Consider the following 24840-nt stretch of genomic DNA (forward strand, 5'->3'; position numbering starts at 1 on the left):
TCAGCCTTAAATCTAGGCACTTCGTACATCACAAGTCTAAGAGATTTATAACCTATAAACAGGGCTATAAAAGCCATGATCACAGGGATAAGCTTCTTTTCCGCACCTCTTTTATAGAATAAAAGCGTTATAAGCTTTCCAACCATAATGACTGCAGGAAGCCAGATATATAATGCTCCGTATCTTACAAGTGGTGATGATGTAATGAAGAATACAAGTGCCACATAACAAACACCTTCTACAAAGAAAAAGTCTTTCATTGACACTGTTCTATGTCTTGCCATAAGTACAACTTTACCGGCATTATTAAAGACATTGTTTATGACTACATTTTCGCCTTTTTTATCATTCTTTTTGGCCTTATCTTTAGAATTCTTACCGGAAGTCTTTTTAGATTTATTTTGGGACTTATTTTTGGATTTATTATTTATAGTCTTTATTCCAAAAACCTTAAGTAGTGATCCCTCTTTTCGTACCTGCATGACCAGATAGATTACTGCAAATACTATAAGTCCTATAAGAAATACAAAATCTGCCACGAGCATCACTTTATTAAAAGACGAAAGGCTCTTATACCAGTCAGGGAACCAGTCCATGATACTTATGTTATAAAGAGCTGCATCCGTATAGCCTCTGCCATATACTGCTATCTCATGAGCGTCATACTCAGCCGTTCCTTTTGGTATCTTCCATGCAAATCTAAAGATATCTATAGCGGTAAATGGATATATAAGCCATCCTGATATGATTATATTTCTGATAAAAAAGGGAACTGCCACCAAAAATCCCAGTCCTATAAAGTACCATATCGCTTTGGCCCTGCTTATAAGCTTTGCATGCATTATCTTCCATATAGGCTTTATAGCAAGAAGTAAAAGCGGCGCTGCAGAGAGCTTTAATGTTACTGCATATACTATAAGTATGCAGAGCATGGCATAGGGATAGAATCTCTTCTCCCTGTCTCTGTCAAGATCGAGCCAGGATATTAGTATATATAAGACCATGCACATGACAAAATAGTCTGATGCAGGCGATACGATCTCGTCAAGTATAGTAAATATATAATAGATAGCTATAAGTCTTACTGCATCCGGAAGGGTAAAGTATCCGCGTCTTTTGATCTGAACTATATCTACGCATTTCCATGACAGAAGAAGTACAAAATATCCTGCCATTGTATGAAGCGATTGTCCGCCAAGCCATGAGAAGCTGTAAAGAGCTGACAAAGGATAGACTGCACTATTATATGCAAGCCTTTGATTGAAGTTTCCAAGTCCTCTTACTGCGCCGTAAACCTCATTCCAGTGTATAGCCTGTGCATGATACAGACCTGTATCATAGTGTTCAAGTCCATGCGAGGTACAATAAGCTATAACAAAGAAGATCACAATATATGTGATTATCATATTCATGCTTATATTTCTGCCAAGACCATAGGCAAGAATTTTATAGAACATATTTCGAATAGCCAGAACACATACACAAAGCGATATAACAAAAAGTATCACATTGGCAGCCATTGAAAGGCCTGACCATATACTGAAGATCTGAGAATATATGGATACGAGCACAAGCCCTGTTATAAGATAATTTTCTCTAAACTGTATCTCATAAGGCGTTGTACGCAAAGCGGCATTTCTTTTCTGCGGCACCGAGTGTTGCAGAAAAGAAATGCCGGTCATTAAATGGTGAAATCCGTATCCAGCAAAATAAGTTGTAAAAATCACATAAAGCCAATTAATAGCTGTGATTAGCATTTGTCCTTAACCTCATGTTTCTCCCATTTTATCCTGCAATGCCATAGTATACAGAACCTACTATAACACCAAGGATTGCTCCCATAATAACCTGAAGAGGAGTATGTCCTACAAATACCTTAAGCTTTTCATCATCCGGGATATCTTTACCCATCTCTTCAAAAAGCTCTGCAAGGTTCTTGATAACAACTGCCTGCTTACCAGTTTCGCGCCTTACTCCCATTGCATCATGCATTGTAATAAGCGCCAGGATACCTGCAAGAGCAAATTCATAACCAGATACCCCATACTCAAATCCAACGATAGTCACAAGACTCATTACAGTTGCTGAATGTGAGCTTGGCATACCGCCATCTCCAAGGAGTCTTTCTGCATTGAACTCTTTATAAGTGATCATGTAGATAACTGTTTTGAGAACCTGTGCTGTAAACCATGCAATTACTGGGCACATGATAATATCGTTATGAGTTACTTCGTAAAAAAAATCTGCCATACTTATCTTTCTTTTAATTTATTTATCTTGAAAAGAAAATCCTGAAAAGTTAAGCATAATACTAAAGTCATCAGGATTTATCTCTTAAAGACATAACTTACATATTCTTAATATACTCAGCAATAGCATCATGCCAGTCAGCAAACATAAAGTCACTTGTAAGCTTGAACATATAGTTTTCAAGAATTGAATATGCAGGACGTGGAGCACTATTTGGATTCATCTCCATGTACTTCCTGGTTGATACATGATTAACCTTTGTATCTTTTCCTGCAAGGCGGAATATCTCATCTGTAAAATCAGCCCAACTGCATGAACCTTCACATGTACCATGGAAAAGTCCATAGTTATCTGTAGGAAGAAGATAATGAATAGCCTTAGCAAGTTCAACTGTACTTGTAGGGCTTCCTACCTGATCATCAACAACTGATACTTCATCATGATTCTCAGAAAGTCTGAGCATTGTTTTTACAAAGTTCTTGCCATCGCCGTAAAGCCATGCTGTTCTTATTGTGAAGAAATGCTTTGCAAACTGCTCTACAAACTTCTCTCCTGCAAGCTTTGTAGTACCATAAGCACTTACAGGTCCTACCTGATCGAACTCTGTATATGGCTTTGTTCCATTACCTGCAAATACATAATCTGTAGAAATATGTACAAGCTTAGCATCTGTCTCTGTAGCTGCTATTGCAAGGTTTCTTGGTCCAATAGCATTGATCTTGTAAGAAAGATCCCAGTCCTTCTCCTGTGCATCAACTGCTGTATATGCTGCACAATTAATGATCGCATACGGTTTTACTTCTCTTGCAAGAGCAATAACACTATCTACATTAGTGATATCGAGACTGCGGATTCCATCGCCTTCACATACATCTGTATTGATAAGTTCGAATTCATCTCCGATTTCTTTGTTAACCTGTCTTCCAAGCTGTCCATTACATCCTGTAACTATTATCTTTTTCAAAACCTGATACCTTCCTGCTTATTATTTTTCTCCAAGTCCGTCTTCTACTGCCTGGACCATGCCTGCAAGTGCTTCCTGTTCATCACTTCCCTGACATGTAAATTCAATTTCATCACCGCACTTAACACCAGCACCGAGCACGCTTAAAACACTCTTAGCGTTTGCAGTATTCTCTCTCACCTGAAAAGTTATAAGTGATTTATATCTCATAGCCACTTTGCAAAGAATACCCGCAGGACGCAAGTGAAGCCCGGTAGGATTCTTAATGACTACCTTCTGACTTACCATAAAACTCAAAAACCTCCATCACTACTAATTATCATCTGTCGTTTCTTTTGTTTCGGGAGCAGTTGCTGTAATAGTAACTCGAACTGTTCCATCTATCTCTACACCTTCAGGAGGTGTGAAACTAACTGTTACTGTATATGTTCCTGACTCAAGGCTCTCGCCTTCAGACAGCTGTGTTGTAAGCTGACTTAGATCTATAGTCGCATTAAGATCTGATGCCGATACTGCATTGATCGTCTCTTCAAGACCTACTATATCAACTGTAAAGTTTGTATCCTCAGCTCCATTTCCAAGCACTATCTTGTAGTTCTCAGGAACATTGTCATAAGTTACACTGCTTGCATCAATGGTTATTGACCTACTTGACTGAGGTATGATATCAACCACAACAGTACATATACCATTAAAGTCTGCATCTCCAAGTGATATTCCGCTTGGCAGATAATTGGCTATATTAACAGTTGTCTGAAGATCAGATGTAAGTCCTGTAACATCAAGAGGATCTGTAACAGTAATACTCGAAACCTCTGAAAGTACCGAAGACTTACCTGCTATAACAACCGTTTCAGGCGTACTGGTTATTTCACCCGATAGCATAAATCCGTCAGCCGGTTCTCCCGTCGTATGATAATTGATAGGCACAGTCTTAACTGCAAGGATCGTTACATTAACTCTGACCGCCGTAATATTCATGGATATAGCAGAGTCATTTATAACATTGCCATCTTCATCATACAATTTGATAGATACATCTGTTCCTATATTTGAAGTAAATCCTGTTACATCTACATCAACGGAAGCCTTTTCGACTCTGTCGATAACGGACTGAGGTCCGCTTATTCTTACCTGGTTCTGATCTGTAGATACAGAGCTTACAATATAGCCGTCACTAACTGTTCCTGAAGTTGTAGCTCCAAGAGCAAGTGTGCTTGTAGCAAGATTCTCAATGGAAAGTGCTACTTCAGTACTACTTGGCACAACCGAATCAATCTTTCCTGAATCCTTGGTGATAGTGATCTCAATAGGAATCGTGCTATCATCAGTCATCTTGGAAAAATCAGCAATTGCAACTATATTATCTTTGGAAAAATTCTCAAGTACCGATCTTGGAGCTCTTATAGATACAGAACTTATTACGTCCGAATTATCAAGTACTTCGTATACTTCTCCGGCATCGGTGATAATGCTTGTGTTTCTGAAGGTTACCGAAATGTTATTAAATCTCTCTGTAGATACAGGATCATTAATGTTGGTAACAAGAAACCACATAACGGCCGCAAATAGAACTGATGCAATCTTAAGTCCCCAATTAGAGTAAAGTCCTCGTACAAATTTCATTCTGCCTTGGTCCTCCCTCTGAAAACAGGTCTGTGTTTATGTTCTTCTTCAGCCTTATTCTGTATGCTCCTTAGTCTGTCTTTCAATTTCTCAGAATCCAGAGATCTGTCGAGAACTCCGCCATATGCAACTGATATCTTACCAGTCTCTTCTGAAACGATGATTGTAAGTGAATCAGTAACCTCAGATACACCAACACCGGCTCTGTGCCTTGTTCCAAGCTCTTTACCTATGTTCATGTTATCTGAAAGCGGAAGATAGCAGGTAGCTGCAGTAATACGGTTGCCTCTGACAATTACAGCACCGTCATGAAGCGGTGTATTATGCTCAAAAATATTTATAAGAAGCTGACTTGTAACAATAGCATCAACTTCAATACCTGTCTGCTCATATTCTGCAAGTGAATGTTCCTGTTCTATGACAATAAGAGCACCGGTTCTTACTTTGGCCATCTCAACACAGGCTCTTGCAATCTCGTCTATAGTCCTGTCAGAGAATCTTCCTTCTCCTCCTCCAACATCAAATGGGAATATTCCCGAAAGAAAATTCTTACGTCCCAGCTGTTCCAGAGCTCTTCTAAGCTCAGGCTGAAGTACTACTACAACAGCAATTACAGCTATACTAAGAACATTCTGAACTATCCATAAAATGGTGCTCATGTTGAACAAGGCAGCGATAATGATAAAGATTACAATGACAACAATGCCTTTCATCAAGGACCATATTCTGGTATTACGCATCCATACAAGAATGTGGTATACGAGAAAAGCAATGATCAAGATCTCTACAACATCAGTCCCCTTGATATCAGGCATATGAAAATTTGTAAAATTTGTATCCAGTAATGACTGAAACGTATCCATTCCTATCCTCATCTTAGGCTAAAGATTATTCGGATCTGTTACTTCTTTGGCTACCTGTACCTGCGTTACTACGTGTCTGTCTACCATTAGTTACATGACTATTAGCTGTTCTGCTTCTAGTCTGCTGAGTGCGTCCATAAGAGCTTCCTGAAGGTCTGCTATGCTGCATATGTGATGCTGAAGAGGATGCTGCAGTTCTTGTAGCCTGTCCGTGAGTCTTGGACACTACCTTATCTCTTCTTTCATCTCTTTCCTCTGTATGAGGAGTTGTAGCTCTGTTGATCTGCTTGACCTTACGATCAGGTGTTGCAACAGCAACCTTCGGTATAGCCTTTACATAATAGTAATAATCATCATCTTCGAACTGAACGTTCTCTATTCGCTTATAATCAAGATTGAATGCAAAGAATTCAAGTCCCTTCATTAAAAGTCCTGCAAAGAGAGAACCTATGATAACACCTGCAACAGAAAAACCTGCATTGCTTACAACATTTGCAACCAGTGTTCCTATCATAAGTGTAAGTGTACCTGTTACTATAGCTACATCCCATGAATAGTTGATTGAAAGGCGTCTGAGTATATATACAAGGATCGTTGTTATTGCAAATACAACAATTACAGATATCATAACCTTGCTTGCAAAAACTCCATCCACTATTGACTGAACCCTTGAGATAACTGCTGCAGAACTGTCATCACCTGATGTTCCTGAGATAAATATACTTGTATTATCAGAAATATAATTGAGATAATAATAGACAACGATTCCAAAGATTACAGAGACAACAGAATATACAGAACCAAAGAGGCCAACTGCTATAGGCATAACATAAGGAATATGAATACCAAAGCAAAGGGCTGTCAGTATAAGTACTATTGCATCATTTGGAGAAAAGCGATAATACAAAAGGTACATGATAAGAAAGACAGCAAGAGCTATAACCGCTGTCTCCATCGATAATGCCCACAGATGAGCAACTACAAACAAACATGAAAGTATAACAATGAAAACCTGTGGCAGAATAGCACACAGAAGTGAACACATGAGTACAATAATAGGACTTGTAAGAGCTTCCTGACATCCGATCTCAGAATTGATAACATTCAGAGTAATAAGTGTAAGGAAAAACTTCCACACAAGAGTTATATAAAACTCAAATTTTACATAATAAGACTTAAGTATCTGTTTTAATTCAAGTAAGGTAGCCATAATATCTTTTATTCCTTTTCATACATTTTTCTCAGTTTTCTGAGATTATTGTAGTATTTCTTCATTCTTTTACGCATTTTAGAATAACGTCTGGAAAAAAAGATGTATGATACCACACAATATCCGATCAACCAGATCAGATAAAAAGTAAGTACTTTTTGTCCATACGCCACCAGATCAATACTATACATATCTTCGAGAATTGATTCAAATGTAGCCACAGCGTATACCGCGAACAGTATCACAAAAGAAACCGTGGCACTGATCGCGGATTTTACAATTTCAAGGCCAATATAATCACTTCTGAAGTAGCCATTTATTCTGTTGTCGTTTGAACCTTCACGCGCTGTAAAAGCAGCCATTCTCGTCATCAGAATGACTTTTTCTTCCTGAACCATATTTAAAACCCTTATCTATCCTCCGGATCAGGGACGCAGGAAACGCATACCTCCCTTGTCTTCCTTCTTCGCAGGCATCTGAATCTTGGGTGCTTCCTTCTGGAATGCATTAGTCAGGTTGTTAGCCATCTTGTTCTTACAATTCTGGCATAAACGTCCTGTCTGAATGGTTGCACCACAATTCTCACACAGTAACTGAATAGGTGAATCTTTAGAGAACATAAGTCTCTCTTCACGGATCCACTCTTTAATCTGATTGAGTTTAACATCATTATCTTCTGCAATCTGTTTCAAAGATGCAGACGGATTGTCCTGAACGTATTTCTTTACTTTCTGAAAGTCATCTTCCAGGGCCTTTTTGCAGTTCTCACAGATTGGTGGTCCTGCAACATAATTGAACATCTTACCACATCTTGAACAGTTACGTAAATTCATAAGCAGCCTCCTTGTTGATTGCTAAACCTACGGTTGTATACACTGTTGCTGTCCTTTTATACTGTCTGTCCTATAGCTAGAGTCAGTACATATACGGACGATGCCGGTCCCCTTTTCAGTTGCCATGTCATATGATCAACTGTTGATCCCGTCGTATAGATATCGTCAATTATTATGATATTCTTTAATTTTACATCATTTTGTTTTATATTAAAAGCCTTTTTCAAATTGACATGGCGCTCACTTGCAGATAGTTGCTTCATTGGAGTTGTATCGCGCACTCTCGTTATTATATCGCATCTTACAGGTATGCCCATTCTTCTTCCGATTGCTTTTGCCAGAACTTCTGCCTGATTATAGCCTCTTTTATTCTTCTTGCCTTTGTACATTGGAACGGGGATTAGGGCATCAGGTTTCAGGGCTCTTATCTTAGCCCCGAGATGCCTTTCAATTTCGACAGCATAAAAGTCGGCATACTCCTGCCTTCCTTCATACTTGAATCTGTAGATTGATCCGGACACTGTCCTATAATTATAAAGTGACAGACCATAGTCAAAAACATGTCCGCCTTTGAGGCAGTCTCTGCAATACTCAGAGTTTCCGTATAACAGAGGCTTGCCGCATTTAATGCATGTTTCATGACTGTCGGCATATTCTGCCTTATTCCTGCATTCTTCATGCGCCATACTTCCAAAGGAGACTATCTTATCACAAAAAGGACAATGCCTTGGAAAAAGAATTGTAGCTGCCTTGTCATATAGATCATAAGCTCTTTTTTTACTTATCATCAAATGACATGACCTCCTTTATCTGGTCCTTAAGACCTGTAAAGCGGACAAGCTGGTCTTCATTTTCCACCATATTTTTGATAGCTTCGCTGCTGCCAAGGATCATAACGCACTTTCTGGCCCTGGTAACAGCCGTATATAAAAGGTTCCTGTTGGTCAGCATTCTCGGGCCACCAAGAAGGGGGATGACAATAGCAGGATACTCTGAACCCTGTGATTTATGAATAGTAACTGCATATGCAAGTTCCAGCTCATCAAGAGAACTGAATGAATAGGTAACCCTTCTTCTTTCATCGAACTCAACAACAAGTGAAGATGCGCCTGGTGTTATACTTACAATCCTTCCCATATCGCCGTTAAATATTCCTGTTCCCGAATCTATGGGTATATTGTACTTACCTATGATCTCCCACTCGGCCTGATAATTGTTATGTATCTGCATAACCTTATCACCGACTCTTAAGATTCTGTCACCATGCATATATTCAGTCTTGGACGGATCTGCAGGATTAAGATACTGCTGCAGGATCTTATTTAATGTCTCGCACCCAAGCGCACCTTTTTTCATAGGAGTAAGGACCTGAATATCGAAAGGATCCGCATCAACATAGCCCGGAAGCTTGTCTCTTATAAGCATTATCATATGCTTGTATATTATGTTGTAATCACTTCTTTCCAGGAAAAAGAAATCCTTGCTCTTATTGGAAAGTCTTGGCATCTGCCCGTTATTGATATAGTGGGCGTTCATGACTATGTCACTTTCCTTGGCCTGTCTGAAAATGTGATCAAGTACTACTGTAGAAAACATTCCGCAGGAAATAAGATCATCAAGAACCTGACCTGGGCCTACACTGGGAAGCTGGCTTGCATCACCTACAAATATAAGGTGCATTCCGGGAATTACTGCTTTTAAAAGGGCATGAAACAGATGTATATCTACCATTGACATCTCATCTATGATTATTACATCAGCTTCGAGTGGATTGTCCTGATCACGGTTAAAACGGGCTGTCTGCTTGACCGCATTATCATCTCCAACTCCTCCTGATATCTCAAGAAGTCTGTGGATGGTCCTTGCCTCATATCCCGTAGCTTCTGTCATACGCTTTGCTGCTCTTCCCGTTGGAGCTGCAAGCTGGATATCAAGTCCCTCTTCTTCAAAGTAGCTGATTATAGTATTGATTGTTGTAGTCTTACCTGTACCGGGACCACCTGTAAGGATCAGGATTCCATTAGAAGCACTCTTAAGAATGGCCTCCCTTTGAAGATCATCTAGCTCTATATTCTTTTTCTTTTCAATATAATGAATTCTTTCAAGCTGGGCTCTTCTTGTTTCTGAATTATCATCGACGTCAAGATGAATATTAAGATCATTAAGTCTAAGCGCACATGCTCTTTCTTCAGTATAAAGTATTGAGCTGTATACCCTGTCATCCTTCTTGATCACTATCCTTCTGTCCATAGCAAGATAGTCTATCTGAGGCAGGATCATTTCTTCATCTATTCTGAGTAAAGATGCTGTTCTCTTTATGAGATTATTTTTGGGAAGATATGTATTACCCTCCTGTGCCCCTTCCTGAAGTACATACAGGATTCCGCTTCGTATGCGGAAATCAGAATCAACACTAAAGCCTATTCTTCCTGCTATCTCATCAGCCGTCTTAAATCCGATGCCGCCTATATCTTCTGCAAGCTTATACGGATTTTGCTGCATGACTGTATATACAGAGTTTCCATAAGTGTTATAGATCTTAACAGCCATAGTGTCAGATATTCCATATCTTTGAAGGAATATCATTATATCTCTGGCTTCACGCTTCTCACTCATCTGAGTAGCTATTTCAATGGCTTTTCTTTCACTTATGCCTCTGACTTCTGCAAGACGCTCAGGTTCCATTTCAATTATGCGAAAAGTATCCTCGCCGAATTTTTTGATTATACGTGTAGCGAGCGCAGCTCCAACTCCCTTAATTGCACCACTTGCAAGGTATCTCTCCATTGCCTGGGCATCTTCGGGCTCTACAATAGTATATTTGGATACTCTGATCTGGTCTCCGTACATTGGATGCTGGACAAGCTCTCCTTCAATCTCAAGAGTATCTCCTACATCCGCATCTTTAAATGTACCGACACATGTAATCTCATCACCATCAGATATAACATTTGCAACGCCATATCCATTATCTTCATTTTTATAAACAAAATGTTCTATATAACCCTTAAACTTTTCCATAAATCATATTATGCCCCGAAAAATACCCTGCCGCAAGCGACAGGGTTTAAAATTCGTTTTATAATTTCCTCCCCTTCTTTTTTATACTTCCCCCACATTTGGAATTTCTGATTCACTGTTATCTGTAACTTCAGAACCTGTGTCATTATCTGCGGCCTTTTGAAGCGTCGACGTTGCTGCAAGAACCTGGGCTTTGGATGCATCTGCCGGAATATTATTTGAAGATTCACTTGTTATTCCGTAGTTCCTGCTCATATTCTCATACAGCATCTGCGCAAGACCATTGCTTTGATTCTCTGCAGTTGTTGATGCTATATCCTGGATCGTAAGATCCTTAAAATAATCAACAAGACTATTTGACGAAGTCATGGACAGAGCATCGCTCATCTGACTATCATCATTTTTAAACGCCTCAACAGTTTTGCTCATCTCCTTATATACCTGTTCGAGGAAATATGCTTCAAACTGCTTGCAGGCATCCATAAGCTCTTCTTGAGTAGAATCTGATGAAGTACTGCTTACAGCTTTCTGAACATCATTGGAATATTGAGTTTTTGCAGCATAGTCTGTATATGCCGCAGAGCTAAGTCCGCTCAAATTACTATAATCCGACATGCGCTAGTCCTCTCTTTATCTATTTTTATATTTATCTATTTATCTCTTTATCTTTTTATCTTTTTATCTATTTATCTTTTATCTATTTATCTCTTCAGCTGATTTGCTGTCTGCATCATCTGGTCAGTCGTCTGGATTGCTGTAGAATTCATTTCATAAGCACGCTGAGCTACTATAAGATTAACCATTTCAGTAGCAACATTGACATTTGATCCTTCAAGATAGCCCTGTCTTATGATACTTGATTCAACATTATCATTATCTGCTTCATTTATTGCAGGTCCACTTGCTGCAGTAACTTTCCAGCTGGTACTTCCGATTCTTTCAAGACCTCCTGGATTTTGGAACTGCCAAAGTCCGATTGTAAATCCAACTTCCTGAGGAACACCGTCATCATCTGGATAATAAATTGTTCCATCTGATCCTACGGATATCCTGTTAGAGATAAAGTCTCCTTCAAGTCTTATCTCTTCGCCTTCAGTACTAAGTATAGGATTACCATCTGATGTAGTAAGTACAAGCTCTGTTCCGTCTTCATTACCGATAGCCCAGACGAAGTCACCGTTTCTCGTATATACCGGATTTCCATCAGCATCATTATATGAGAAGAAACCTTCGCCGCTTATAGCAAATGCTGATGTACTTGCATTATCAAGAAGAGATCCCTGTGAAAAGAGCTGGGTCAAAGCTGCTGTTCTTACACCAAGTCCGACCTGTGAGGTTGTAGGCTTAGGATCACCATTGGCTGTTGTTGTAACAGAATTAAGATCCTGATAAAGAAGGGATTTAAACTCTGCCTGCTGAGCTTTAAATCCTGTCGTATTAACATTCGCCAGGTTATTGGAAATTGTGTCTACATTTGTCTGCTGAGCATTCATGCCTGTTGCGGCTGACCATAAGCTGCGTACCATAATTACCTCTTTTCCGAAATACTACTTCAATGTATTTCCCTTTGCGCCACTTAGTTACATCCTTATGACTGCCACCAGGTTCTATATTATAATCCCTGGGACGTCTTCATATTTTTTATAATCTTCCAAGTTCTGTTGTTGCCGTATTAAGTGTGGAATCGGCTGTCTGTATCATTGTTGATGCTGCTTCATAATGTCTTTGTATATTTATTATCGACACCATTTCATCAACTACTGAGACATTAGACTGTTCCAAAAATCCTGCATTTATAGATCCGGTTGCTTCCTCTAAAAGAACTGCTTCATCTGTAGGTTCATAAAGGTTTTCGCCGTATTTGGCAAGTGCGTCATAATCTTCAAAGTCATAAAGACCAACTGTTGCTACAACTTCACTTGTCTCGTCTTCGCCTTCTCCTGTAAACTCAAGAACCTGACCTTTAACATTAACTGCATGCTTCTTGGTAGTATCTACAACGATGTGCTCGCCTTCACTATCAAGAACATAGTCTCCGTCCTGTGTTACAAGTTCTCCGTCAGCTGTAAGTGTAAAGTTTCCATCACGTGTATACATGACAGTCTGCTGACCTTCTGTATGTCCTGCTACATTATTGTGTGCACTGGTGTAATCTATGGCGAAAAAGCCATTTCCGGAAATTGCCAGATCCCAAGTATTACCTGTTTCTTTCATTGGTCCTTCGGTCCAGTCAGTATAATCCTCTCCGGTCTTGACGCCGGGGACGATATGGCCGAGTCTCTTGGGATAATTGCCCGGTTCAGATGTATCTTTGATCTTGAGGGCCAGCTGAGCTGAGAATGTCTGCTGGGTAGAACCCTCTTTCTTATAACCATTAGTATTGGCATTGGCCAAATTGTTGGTCGCTACGTCCATGCGATGCTGTTCATTGATCATCGCTGACCATGCTGTGTATAATCCTTTAACCATAAAAGCCTCCTTGCGCCAGTACCCTGTGTAGGTAAAGCGCCTGACTTACCAGAAGGAGGCTTGGTCAAAGAATGATCTGATCTTGAAGCTTTTGCTTTAATACTGAAATATCAAGGATATCTTCAGTATTGTCTGATCAGCTTAGTTTCCTGCACCACTGAGGAACTCAACATATTTACCGGTTCCGATAGCAACAGCTGTCATCGGATCTTCGGCTGTCATAGTGTTGATGCCTGTCTTAGCTGCGATAAGATCCTCAAGACCTCTAAGTAGAGATCCACCACCTGTAAGTACGATACCACGATCTGCGATATCGGCTGCAAGTTCCGGAGGAGTCTTCTCAAGTACACCATGGATAGCTTCTACTATCTGTGTTGTAGGCTCTCTCAATGCCTCTTCTGTTTCTTCAGAACTGATCTTGACAGTCTTAGGAAGACCTGTAACAAGATTTCGTCCACGCACATCCATATAATCTGCTTCCGGACGTGGGTATGCACTTCCTACGCGGATTTTGATATCTTCTGCGGTTCTTTCACCGATAAGAAGGTTGTGCTTCTTTCTCATATAACGGACGATAGCTTCATCAAAGTCATCGCCTGCGATCTTAACTGATGTTGATACAACTGTTCCGCCAAGTGAAATAACTGCTATATCTGTTGTACCGCCACCTATATCTACAATCATGTTGCCGCATGGCTTAATGATATCGATACCTGCACCGATAGCTGCTGCTATAGGCTCTTCAATGATACGAACATCTCTGGCACCTGCCATACGTGTTGCATCTTCTACGGCCTTACGCTCAACTTCAGTAACACCTGAAGGAACGCATACAGCGATAAGAGGTTTACGATATATTCTGCGTCCAAGAGCCTTGGTAATGAAATGCTTCATCATCTGCTCTGTGATCTGGTAATCACTGATAACGCCCTGACGAAGAGGACGAACTGCTACGATGTTACCAGGTGTACGTCCAAGCATCTGACGTGCATCTTCACCAAATGTAAGAATCTGGTCTGTGTCTCTGTCATATGCTACAACTGAAGGCTCCTTAAGTACGACGCCCTTTCCTCTTATGTAAACAAGAATACTTGCTGTTCCTAAATCGATTCCAATATCTGTATACTGCATGGATAGTTCCTTTCAATTATTATCTGTCTGTTATGGTTATCGCTATTGCGAGTGATAATCTTTGTTAATTATTAAGTGTATAATTCACAAAGTATTATAAACTAACAGACTTAATTTGAAAACAGGCTAATTGAAAAAAATTAAAGCGGCAGCACAGCGAAACCTCTTACAAATCCTTCGAAGTTCCTTTTCATCTGTACTCCCGCGTCCATGCGTATTATCCGATATATAGTTTTAATTGTGCACAAAATAACATATAGTGCTTAACATAACTTATTTACGTCCTATATATCGGATAAAATACGCTTTTCATTAACCCTTGTCATTTCGGTCAAAAATTTTTAATTACCATTCTCATTTTCTGATCTTTTAATCAAAAAACAGTTTTAATTACCATTCTTATCTTCTGATCTTTTAATCAAAAAATATTTTTAATTACCATTCTTATTTGCCGATCATCTTGGCAATATAATGTCCTGTATAAGACTCTTTGACCTTGGAAACCTGTTCAGGTGTTCCCTTGGCTACAATAGTTCCGCCCTTGGCTCCGCCTTCAGGTCCTAAATCTATAATGTAGTCTGCCGTCTTTATAACATCAAGATTGTGCTCTATTACTACAACAGAGTTACCCTGTTCGACGAGCTTGTGAAGAATATCTACAAGTTTGGCTACATCTGCAAAGTGAAGTCCTGTTGTAGGCTCATCAAGTATATATATAGTCTTACCAGTACTTGTACGTGAGAGTTCTGTAGCAAGCTTGATACGCTGTGCTTCACCACCTGAAAGCTCTGTTGAAGGCTGGCCAAGCTTCACATATCCAAGTCCTACATCATAAAGTGTCTGGATCTTTTTATGTATCTTAGGTACGTTCTTAAAGAATTCCAGAGCCTCTTCAACTGTCATATCAAGGACATCATAAATATTTTTGCCCTTATATCTTACTTCAAGTGTCTCTCTATTATATCGCTTACCACCGCATACTTCACAAGGAACATATACGTCGGGAAGGAAATGCATTTCGATCTTAACAATTCCATCACCTGAGCAGGCTTCACATCTTCCACCTTTTACGTTAAAAGAAAATCTGCCCTTGGCATATCCTCTTGCCTTGGCATCAGGCGTTCCTGCAAAAAGGTCTCTTATAAGATCGAATACTCCGGTATATGTAGCCGGGTTGGAACGAGGAGTACGTCCTATAGGTGACTGGTCTATATCTATTACCTTATCAAGCTGTTCAAGACCTTCTATAGCCCTGTGGTCTCCAGGTATACATCTTGCTCTGTTAAGACTCTTTGCAAGATGCTTATATAATATCTCATTTACAAGTGAGCTCTTTCCGGAGCCCGATACTCCTGTTACTACAGTAAGAACTCCAAGCGGAAACTTAACATCTATATCTTTAAGGTTATGTTCTCTTGCACCCTTTACCAAAAGCCATCCGTTAGGCTTTCTGCGCTTTGAAGGTACTTCTATTTTCTTTTGTCCTGACAGATATTGTCCTGTTATGGAGTCAGGATTGGCCATGATATCTTCTGCTGTACCTGTGGCTACAATATTGCCGCCATGGGATCCTGCGCCGGGGCCTACATCTACGATGTAGTCTGCTTCTCTCATGGTATCTTCATCATGTTCTACAACAATAAGAGTATTACCAAGATCTCTAAGATTCTTGAGAGTATTAAGAAGCTTGTCATTGTCTCTTTGGTGGAGACCTATACTTGGCTCATCAAGTATATAGCATACTCCGCAAAGGCCTGACCCTATCTGGGTTGCAAGTCTTATACGCTGGGCTTCTCCTCCTGACAAGGTTCCTGTAGCTCTTGAAAGTGAAAGGTACTCAAGTCCTACGTCTACGAGGAAACCTACTCTTGCCCGTATCTCTTTTAACAACTGAGCTCCTATAAGCTCCTGCTGCTTGGAAAGTGTAAGGTTCTGAAGATATTTGTGAAGCTCTTCAATTGATATTGAGGTGATCTCATATATATTTCTGCCATCAACAGTTACTGCAAGGGATTCAGGGCGAAGTCTCTGGCCGTTGCAGGCTGTACATGGAGTGATTGTCATGAACTCTTCATATTCAGCCTTGGCAAGCTCGGATGCTGTCTCTCTGTAGCGCTGCTCGACATTTTTAATAAGTCCGTCGAAGAGAATAGGATAATTGCCTTCACCTCTCTGGCCCTTATAGTGTACATTTACAGCCTTATCTGCGCCGTAGATAAGGACATCGTGGATCTTCTTGGGATACTTTTCAAAAGGAGTATCGAGATCAAATCCATATGCCTTGGCAAGAGCCCTGAGCGTTGCATTTGCAAAGCTTCCCTCTTTGTTGCAGGACTGCCAGCCCATTACCTGTATTGCTCCCTCGTTAATGGAAAGAGACTTATCAGGGATCATCAGGTCTTCATCAAACTCCATCTTGTATCCAAGACCTGAACACTGAGGGCAAGCTCCGTAGGGATTATTAAATGAAAAGCTTCTGGGCTCGATCTCAGGAATTGATATTCCGCAGTCAGGACATGCAAAGTTCTGGGAGAAATTGATCTCCTTATCTCCGATTACATCTACAATAAGAAGTCCTTCCGCAAGTGAAAGAGCATTCTCTATGGAGTCTGTAAGTCTTCCCCTTATACTCTGGGCATCTTCCTTGACTACAAGTCTGTCGACTATTATCTCGATATTGTGTTTGATATTCTTATCAAGGCTTATGTCTTCTGACAGATCATACTGGTTGCCATCAATCCTGATACGGACATAACCGCCTTTCTTGGCTCTGTCTATGACCTTCTCATGCATACCCTTCCTGCCCCTTACAACAGGTGCAAGAATCTGGATCTTACTTCCTGTAGGGAGTGAAAGTATCTGATCAGCCATCTCATCTACGCTCTGGCGTCTTATCTCTCTGCCACAGTTAGGACAGTGAGGTACGCCAATTCTCGCATAAAGAAGCCTGAAATAATCATATATCTCAGTAACAGTTCCTACTGTAGAACGTGGATTTCTGTTAGTTGATTTCTGGTCAATTGAAATTGTAGGAGACAGGCCTTCTATCTTCTCAACATCAGGCTTGTCCATCTGTCCCAGGAACATTCTTGCATAGGAAGACAGTGATTCCATATATCTTCTCTGACCTTCGGCAAAAATGGTATCGAAGGCAAGAGATGATTTACCGGATCCTGAAAGTCCTGTAAATACTGTAAGTGTTCCTCTTGGAATATTGACATCCACCCCTTTAAGGTTATGCTCATTAGCATGACGAACTCTTATATAGTCATGAATATCAACGGGAAGAGGACGTCTTCCTGTTGTATTTATTTTGGTCATGTGAGTATTATTCTCAGGTGTTGTCTGTACATTTTTATTTCTGGTTGCCATAACTTATTATTACTTCCTCTTCTAAAGAAAAATGGATTTTCCGGCTATATAGTTATAAAATCTTTTACAATATAATTGCCTTTTAAAAAGGCGTAAAGATATTGTATCATAGCATGCAAAATTCTAAAATCCCTCGGCAAAATTTAATGAGCTTTTAATATTTTCACTAAACGTACCCCTTGTTATAAATCTTTTTACCACGTAGTATTAATGTGTCATATGTTTTAGAATTACTGATTCAAAAATCTATATTTAGCTATATGCAGAGGAATATTATAAATGGATTTTAAATTACGATCAGACTTTAAGCCTACGGGTGATCAGCCCCAGGCAATAGATAAGCTTGTAAAAGGCTTTAAAGAAGGCAACCAGTTTGAGACACTTCTTGGTGTAACAGGCTCAGGTAAGACCTTCACTATGGCCAATATCATAGCAGCTCTTAACAAGCCAACTCTTATAATCTCCCACAACAAGACCCTTGCAGGTCAGTTATATGGCGAGATGAAGGAGTTCTTCCCTGAAAATGCCGTGGAATATTTTGTCTCATATTATGACTATTATCAGCCTGAAGCTTATGTCCCTCAGACTGATACTTATATTGCCAAGGATTCTGCCATAAATGATGAGATCGATAAGTTAAGACTTTCAGCAACAGCATCTCTTGCTGAGCGTAACGACGTAATAGTCGTAGCCTCTGTTTCCTGTATATATGGTCTTGGTAGCCCTGATGAATTTAAAGGAATGTCCATATCACTAAGACCCGGAATGTCCAAAGACAGAGATGATGTAATAAAGGATCTCATCGCCATTCAGTATCAGCGCAATGACATGGACCTTTCACGTTGCAATTTCAGAGTTCACGGCGATGTTGTAGAGGTATTCCCGGCTAATGCCGACGATTATCTTATAAGAATAGAATTCTTCGGCGATGAAATTGACAGAATATGCGAAGTTGAGCCTCTATCCGGCAAGGTCATCCATGAGCTTGAGCATGTCATGATATATCCTGCTTCGCATTATGTTGTACCGCAGGAGAAGATCAACAGAGCATGTGAGAATATAGAAAAAGAGCTCGAGGATCAGGTCCGCTTCTTTAAAGGAGAAGATAAACTTATAGAAGCCCAGCGCATAGCTGAAAGAACCAACTTCGATGTTGAAATGATGCGTGAAACAGGCTTTTGCTCAGGAATTGAGAACTACTCAAGGCATCTTAATTTCATGCCTCCGGGAGAACCTCCTCTTACCCTTATGGACTTCTTCCCAAGAGATTTCCTGATAATAGTCGACGAATCTCATATGTCAATTCCGCAGATAGGAGCCATGTATCACGGTGACAGGAGCAGGAAAGAAACTCTTGTCAATTACGGTTTCAGACTTCCATCTGCGCTTGATAACAGGCCTCTTAATTTTGATGAATTTGAAACACATATCGATCAGATGCTCTTTTGTTCTGCAACTCCAGGTAAGTATGAAGAGGAACACGAGCTTCTTCGCGCAGAACAGGTTATAAGACCTACAGGACTTCTTGATCCTGAGATAGATGTTAGGCAGACAGAAGGCCAGATAGATGATCTTCTTTCCGAGATAAGAAAAGAGACTGATAAGAAGAACAAAGTTCTTGTTACTACTCTTACCAAAAGGATGGCAGAGGATCTTACAGAATATCTTGCAGAAAATGGTGTCAGGGTCAAGTATCTTCACTCAGACATAGATACTCTTGAGCGAGCTGAGATAATAAGAGATATGCGTCTTGACGTATTCGACGTACTTGTTGGTATCAACCTTTTAAGAGAGGGACTTGATATTCCCGAGATAACTCTTGTAGCTATCCTTGATGCTGACAAGGAAGGATTCCTCAGATCAGAAACATCTCTCGTTCAGACCATAGGCCGTGCTGCAAGAAACTCAGAAGGTCACGTCATCATGTATGCTGACAATATGACTGAGTCTATGCAAAATGCCATAGATGAAACCAACAGACGCCGAGAGATACAGATGGCTTATAACAAGGAACACGGCATTACGCCTCAGACTATCAAGAAGGCTGTAAGAGATCTTATCGCTATAACCAAAGAGATTACTAAAGAAGAGGTTAAGTTCGAAAAGGATCCTGAATCCATGAGCCGTGACGAACTTGAAAAGCTTATTGGCAAAGTTCAGAAGAAGATGAAAAAAGCCGCTGCAGAACTCGACTTCGAAAATGCTGCTGCACTACGAGATCAGATGCTGTCGCTTAAAACTCATCTTAATGAATTAACCGGCGGCAATTAACAAAGCTTTAATATAAACAAATATTGTAACTATAAATAATCTTAATAGATTTACAATCTGTAACTAAAAGTATCTTAACAGTATTACAATCTGTAACTAAAAAATCGGCATGCTTAGATTATTAAAATCTAAATATGCCGATATTTTTATAATATTACTGGTCTAATAATTCTTCTTGATCATCAGCCGTCTATTTCTTCGCCTACAAGTTCAAGAGCCTTTTCAAGCTGGTTGTCCACTCCTTCTTTGGCTGCCTCAGCATCATATTCGATCTCAACATCAGGATCTATACCTGTTCCATGAATATTGACTCCGTTAGGTGTGTAGTACTTACTTACTGTAAGCTTTACTGCTGTGCCGTCGCTAAATGGAATGATCCTCTGAACTATTCCCTTACCAAATGTTGTAGTACCTACAAGGATACCTTTATCATAGTCTTTGATAGCTCCAGCAAGAATTTCTGAAGCACTTGCAGAATAACCATTTACAAGAACTACCATAGGTAATTCAAACTCATTTTTACCATCGCAGTCATAATCAACTCTGTTTCCGTCTTTGTCTACTGTATATACTACAGTTCCTTTTGGAAGAAGCTGGTTGGCGATCTCAACTACTGTATCAAGATTTCCTCCGGGGTTAGATCTAAGATCAAGTACAAGTCCCTTCATTCCCTGTTCCTTAAGGGTTACCAAAGCTTCTGTAAACTGATCGCTGGTTACTGAATCAAATTCGGTGATCTGGATATATCCAATATTGCCTTCCTTCATTTCATACTTAACTGTTGGTGCATCAATCTGGCGTCTTTCAACTTCTATATCAAGATAATCGGACTCGCCTTCTCTTATAATTGTAAGAACTACAGTTGTATTTTCTTCACCCTTGACTTTGCTTACAAACTCATCAAGAGCCATTGATTCTGTAATCTCTCCGTCTACTTTATAGCAGATATCACCTTCCTTAAGTCCTGCTTCCTGTGCAGGTGAACCATCAAAAACTCCGGCAATAATAGGAAGTCCTGTAGCCTCATCTGTACTTATATAAGCGCCTATTCCATAATATACGCCGTTAGTATCTTCCATGAAATCGGCAAGCTCTTCCTCTGTATAATAAACAGAATATACATCTCCAAGACTATCAAGCATTCCCTCGTACATTCCGTCCTGAAGTGTTTTTGTTGTAACAGAATCAGAATCGATATAGTATGAATCAATTGTCTCTTCAAGAAGCTGAAGCTTAGCCATGGTCTCTTCATTTACTACTGAATCATACTGCTCTTCTTCATCATCGCCAGTTTCTGTATCTTCAGCACTATTATCAGAGTTTTTAGTACTCGCGCTACTCTTTTCGCTCTTACTATTTGTCATTATAGTGACTGTTGATGGTGTATTTCTAACCATAGCAATAGCCACACCAAATACACAGGTAGATACAACTGCACCTACTACAACTCCAAGAAGAAAAGTTCCAATGCTAAAAGAACTGCCCTTTTTAGGAGTATTAGTTTCATTAAAATTTGCGCCAGTTGGTTGTTCATCCCTGTTTGAAGAAGAAAAATCAGTTGAGTTCTGAACTTCCTGAATTACTTCTCCTTCAGTCTTTTTCTCATTATCCATTTCCAATAAAACCTCGCTGTTTCTAAAAATCTGCATAAGCAAAAGAATTTGGGTATATATGACCTTTTTCAATTAGATTCAAAAGCCAAGTCATACCATTTTCCTGCTTACACAAGGTGCCCGGATACAATAAAGACACCTTTATTATATGTAATAGCCGCAGAACTTATTTAAGATAATTCCACGGGCTTACATATGAACCATTAAGACGTACACCAAAATGAAGGTGAGGTCCTGTTGATCTTCCGGTTGATCCGACAGCAGCTATATTCTGACCTGCAGTTACTTCCTGTCCTGTAGAAACATATAAAGCAGAAGCATGCATGTATATAGTATAAAGTCCATCACCATGGTCGATCATTATATAATTACCCATAGTGCTTGAATATGATGCTGCAACTACTGTTCCTGCATATGCAGCAAGGATACTCGATCCTGTTGGTGCTGCCAGGTCTATACCATTGTGCATCTTCTCAATTCCAAGTGTCGGATGCATTCTCATACCATAATCATCAGATATTCTGGTATAAGCCGGACATGGCCATGTAAACATACCGCCATCATAAGTCCTTTTATTCTGACTTGCAAGTTTTGCTTTATCAGCTTCAACTGCCTTCTCCAAAGCTGCAATAGTTTCATTCTCTTCTGCTATCTGAGCTTCGTATTCCTTAATAGCAGCTTCCTTGTCAGAGATGCTGGCATTTACTACGGAAAGCTGTGACTGCTTCTCAGACATGAGTGCTTCCATACTTGCCTGCTCAGCTTCTACATCAGCCTTGGCTTCTTCAAGTGTTTCCTGCTCTTCTTCCAGCGCTTCCTGAGTAAGTGATATGAGCTGGGTTGTAAGTATATATTCCTGAAGCTTTTTATTATCATATGCCGAAAGCTTTGTGATATATTCTGCTTTATTGAGCATGTCTCCATAGCTGTCTGATTCTATAAGAAGCTCAAGAAGGTATGTATCGCCTCTTTCATACATGAATTTGATTCTTTCTTTCATGGATTCATACTGCTGTTGCTGCTGGGCTTTGGCTTCTTCAAGTTCTGCCTTGGTCTCTTCTATTTCTGCCTCTTTATCACTTATCTGTTGTTCAAGTGCATCTATATTGGACTGAATATCAGTAAGTGATGCATCAAGTTCAGCTATATAAGAATTGATATCACTCTTATCCTGTTCAAGTTCCTTTTTAACTGCCTCTATATCTGTAAGCGATGACTTCATCTTGTCTCGCTCTTTTTTGGCATCATCAATTTGATTTTCTTTTTCTTTTATACTCTCTTCCGTAACTTCAGCGTTGCTTTTAATAGCCAGGTTATCACTTGCAAAAGTAATACAAAACGTCACCATTAAAACGAGTGCCACTAACTTGCGAAAGATTCTTTTTGTACAAATATGTCTTTTCTCAATCAAGTCATGTTCCCCCAAAAGCGCTTTTATATCAGAAAATATAATTCTTCCTTTAATACAAAAATCCGCTGCAAGGATGTCCAATAGTCTTTGTGCCAATATGTTTTTGAATCACCACATGATCACAAAGACCCTAATAACTCACACCCCTCAACGGATCTCACAGATTAATGAATTAGAATTTTGAAAATGCTTATACTCCAAGATGACGACGCACTGTAAATGCACTTCCAAAGAAGCCTATTCCAACTCCGATCAGCAATGAAATCGGAACTAATGATTCATAAATTTGCTGTACCGGCAAGAATGTCAGTAAATTACTGAGTATTGAATAATGTGCAGATATATAACCTATAACCTTGTTGTACAAATAATAAATAACTACAAGTGGAATAATGGATCCTATGATTCCAATAAGAATTCCTTCGATTACGAAAGGCGCCCTGACAAAATAGTCTGTTGCACCAATGTACTTGGCTATTGTAATCTCTGATTTTCTGACTGAGATACCTATTGTAACCGTATTACTTATAAGGAATACTGATACACATAGCAGAATCAGTATGATACCTACCGAGATAACTGCTATAAGTTTATTGATACCACTAAGTGTTGAAGCTGTGATCTCGGATCTCCTTACTTCTCTTACTATGTCCTGATGACTTTCAAGATAAGTAACAAGCGAGGGCTGAAGTGAAACATCCTTCATGTATATCTGAAGGTTTGCAGAATCTTCAAGAGGATTCTCCGTAAAACCATCAGCATATTCTCCAAGATAATCTGTCTTAAAGCTCTCCCATGCAGCTTCGGCTGAAACATATTCTACTTTGCTGACTTCTGTCCTGTTCTGGATATTGGTCTGGAAAGCAAGTATCTGTTCTTCTGTCGTTCCCTCATTGAAGAAAACTGTTACCGAAACGCCCTCTTCTGCGGTCTTTACAATATTTGAAAAGTTAACAATTATCGAATAGAACATACCAAGAAGGAAAAGACACGCCGCTATAGTTGCAATGGATGCAAGTGTGTACCAGCGATTTCTTGTCAGATTGCGGAAACCCTGGCCTATTGTATAGAAAAAAGTACTAATAATCCTCATCATCGATATATACGCCCTTCTCAGCGTCGTCAACTATGACGCCTTTTTTCATTGTAATAACTCGCTTCTGCATTGCATTGACGATTTCACGGTTATGAGTAACCATAACTATGGTCGTACCATTTTCATTGATCTTCTCAAGAAGCTTCATGATCTCCCATGAAGTGTTAGGATCAAGGTTACCTGTAGGCTCATCCGCAAGCAGTATTGATGGTTTATTGACAAGTGCTCTTGCAAGAGCGACACGCTGCTGCTCACCTCCGGAGAGCTGAGTAACTTTATTCTTATATTTGCCGGCAAGACCGACTGTTGCTAAAATCTTAGGTACATTTCGACGAATTTCACTTCCGGGTTTTTGAATGATATGCTGCGCAAAGGCAACGTTCTCATACACATTACGATCAGGAAGCAGTCTGAAATCCTGGAATACTATGCCGAGATTACGGCGGAATTTAGGTATCTTACGATGCCTGATATGATTCAAATTGTATCCCATTACTGTGATATCACCTTCTGTAGCTGTAAGTTCTCTAAGAAGGAGTTTTATAAGTGTAGATTTACCTGACCCGGAATCTCCTACAATAAATACAAATTCGCCCTTTTTGATATGAAGTGACACACCATCTAAAGCAGGAGATCCCGTTGTATAGGATTTAGTAACATTTTCAAGCGTAATTATTTCATCGCTGGGGATCCGTCTCCTCTTTCTCCGC

21 protein-coding genes are annotated in these 24840 nt (G+C 39.7%); 1 reads left to right on the forward strand and 20 read right to left on the reverse strand.

Annotation, left to right across the window (positions count from 1 at the left end):
* The 16 genes from K6G87_RS04115 to uvrA form a co-directional block, all read right to left on the reverse strand.
* A partial coding sequence (locus K6G87_RS04115) for an LIC_10190 family membrane protein (protein ID WP_296834271.1) occupies nt 1-1757 on the reverse strand: 1757 nt, incomplete at its 3' end.
* 28 nt (nt 1758-1785) lie between these two features.
* The gene (locus K6G87_RS04120; RefSeq protein ID WP_296834273.1) at nt 1786-2250 is read right to left on the reverse strand and encodes a divergent PAP2 family protein; all 465 of its coding nucleotides are present in this window, start codon (nt 2248-2250) and stop codon (nt 1786-1788) included.
* A 97-nt stretch (nt 2251-2347) separates the two neighbouring features.
* Entirely contained in the window at nt 2348-3214 is an 867-nt protein-coding gene (gene rfbD, locus K6G87_RS04125; protein ID WP_296834276.1) for a dTDP-4-dehydrorhamnose reductase, read from the reverse strand.
* Between the two features lie 21 nt (nt 3215-3235).
* A complete protein-coding gene (locus tag K6G87_RS04130) occupies nt 3236-3502 on the reverse strand; it encodes an HPr family phosphocarrier protein (RefSeq protein ID WP_296834279.1) in 267 nt (88 codons plus the stop codon).
* Between the two features lie 24 nt (nt 3503-3526).
* Nucleotides 3527-4840, reverse strand: coding sequence for a CdaR family protein (locus tag K6G87_RS04135; protein WP_296834281.1), 1314 nt, complete (start codon nt 4838-4840; stop codon nt 3527-3529).
* On the reverse strand, nt 4837-5703 hold the full coding sequence (gene cdaA / locus K6G87_RS04140; protein WP_296834284.1) for a diadenylate cyclase CdaA: 867 nt from the start codon (nt 5701-5703) through the stop codon (nt 4837-4839). Before cdaA ends, K6G87_RS04135 begins: the two co-directional genes overlap by 4 nt.
* A gap of 25 nt (nt 5704-5728) precedes the next feature.
* Nucleotides 5729-6913 carry a hypothetical protein gene (locus K6G87_RS04145; protein ID WP_296834287.1) on the reverse strand — a complete coding sequence of 395 codons (1185 nt, stop codon included), beginning with the start codon at nt 6911-6913 and terminating at the stop codon, nt 5729-5731.
* Nucleotides 6914-6921: 8 nt separating this feature from the next.
* Nucleotides 6922-7311, reverse strand: coding sequence for a hypothetical protein (locus K6G87_RS04150; protein ID WP_296834290.1), 390 nt, complete (start codon nt 7309-7311; stop codon nt 6922-6924).
* 27 nt (nt 7312-7338) lie between these two features.
* The gene (locus K6G87_RS04155; RefSeq protein ID WP_296834292.1) at nt 7339-7746 is read right to left on the reverse strand and encodes a class I tRNA ligase family protein; all 408 of its coding nucleotides are present in this window, start codon (nt 7744-7746) and stop codon (nt 7339-7341) included.
* Nucleotides 7747-7802: 56 nt separating this feature from the next.
* Complete coding sequence (locus K6G87_RS04160; RefSeq protein ID WP_296834295.1) at nt 7803-8534, reverse strand: ComF family protein; 732 nt, start codon at nt 8532-8534, stop codon at nt 7803-7805.
* Entirely contained in the window at nt 8524-10767 is a 2244-nt protein-coding gene (gene recD2, locus K6G87_RS04165) for an SF1B family DNA helicase RecD2 (protein WP_296834298.1), read from the reverse strand. The genes K6G87_RS04160 and recD2 overlap by 11 nt, the downstream gene beginning before the upstream one ends.
* 81 nt (nt 10768-10848) lie before the next feature.
* Nucleotides 10849-11382: a rod-binding protein gene (locus tag K6G87_RS04170; RefSeq protein WP_296834301.1), complete on the reverse strand. Its 534-nt coding sequence runs from the start codon at nt 11380-11382 to the stop codon at nt 10849-10851.
* Between the two features lie 86 nt (nt 11383-11468).
* Nucleotides 11469-12293 (reverse strand): flagellar hook-basal body protein, encoded by an 825-nt coding sequence (locus K6G87_RS04175; RefSeq protein WP_296834304.1) that lies wholly within the window; start codon nt 12291-12293, stop codon nt 11469-11471.
* 115 nt (nt 12294-12408) lie between these two features.
* The gene (locus tag K6G87_RS04180) at nt 12409-13236 is read right to left on the reverse strand and encodes a flagellar hook-basal body protein (RefSeq protein WP_296834307.1); all 828 of its coding nucleotides are present in this window, start codon (nt 13234-13236) and stop codon (nt 12409-12411) included.
* A gap of 141 nt (nt 13237-13377) precedes the next feature.
* The gene (locus K6G87_RS04185) at nt 13378-14367 is read right to left on the reverse strand and encodes a rod shape-determining protein (protein ID WP_073387496.1); all 990 of its coding nucleotides are present in this window, start codon (nt 14365-14367) and stop codon (nt 13378-13380) included.
* A gap of 444 nt (nt 14368-14811) precedes the next feature.
* The gene (gene uvrA, locus K6G87_RS04190; RefSeq protein WP_296834354.1) at nt 14812-17688 is read right to left on the reverse strand and encodes an excinuclease ABC subunit UvrA; all 2877 of its coding nucleotides are present in this window, start codon (nt 17686-17688) and stop codon (nt 14812-14814) included.
* Nucleotides 17689-18018: 330 nt separating this feature from the next.
* Between uvrA and uvrB the strand changes: the two genes are divergently transcribed.
* Entirely contained in the window at nt 18019-20010 is a 1992-nt protein-coding gene (uvrB, locus tag K6G87_RS04195; RefSeq protein ID WP_296834312.1) for an excinuclease ABC subunit UvrB, read from the forward strand.
* A gap of 182 nt (nt 20011-20192) precedes the next feature.
* Here the strand turns inward: uvrB and K6G87_RS04200 are convergent, their stop codons facing one another.
* The 4 genes from K6G87_RS04200 to ftsE form a co-directional block, all read right to left on the reverse strand.
* The gene (locus tag K6G87_RS04200) at nt 20193-21623 is read right to left on the reverse strand and encodes a S41 family peptidase (RefSeq protein ID WP_296834315.1); all 1431 of its coding nucleotides are present in this window, start codon (nt 21621-21623) and stop codon (nt 20193-20195) included.
* A 166-nt stretch (nt 21624-21789) separates the two neighbouring features.
* A complete protein-coding gene (locus tag K6G87_RS04205) occupies nt 21790-22971 on the reverse strand; it encodes a murein hydrolase activator EnvC family protein (protein WP_296834318.1) in 1182 nt (393 codons plus the stop codon).
* A gap of 253 nt (nt 22972-23224) precedes the next feature.
* Nucleotides 23225-24130: a permease-like cell division protein FtsX gene (ftsX, locus tag K6G87_RS04210; RefSeq protein WP_330669699.1), complete on the reverse strand. Its 906-nt coding sequence runs from the start codon at nt 24128-24130 to the stop codon at nt 23225-23227.
* Nucleotides 24114-24806, reverse strand: coding sequence for a cell division ATP-binding protein FtsE (gene ftsE, locus K6G87_RS04215; RefSeq protein ID WP_442863359.1), 693 nt, complete (start codon nt 24804-24806; stop codon nt 24114-24116). The genes ftsX and ftsE overlap by 17 nt, the downstream gene beginning before the upstream one ends.
* Nucleotides 24807-24840: the final 34 nt, after the last annotated feature.

The organism is Butyrivibrio sp., assembly GCF_024699075.1.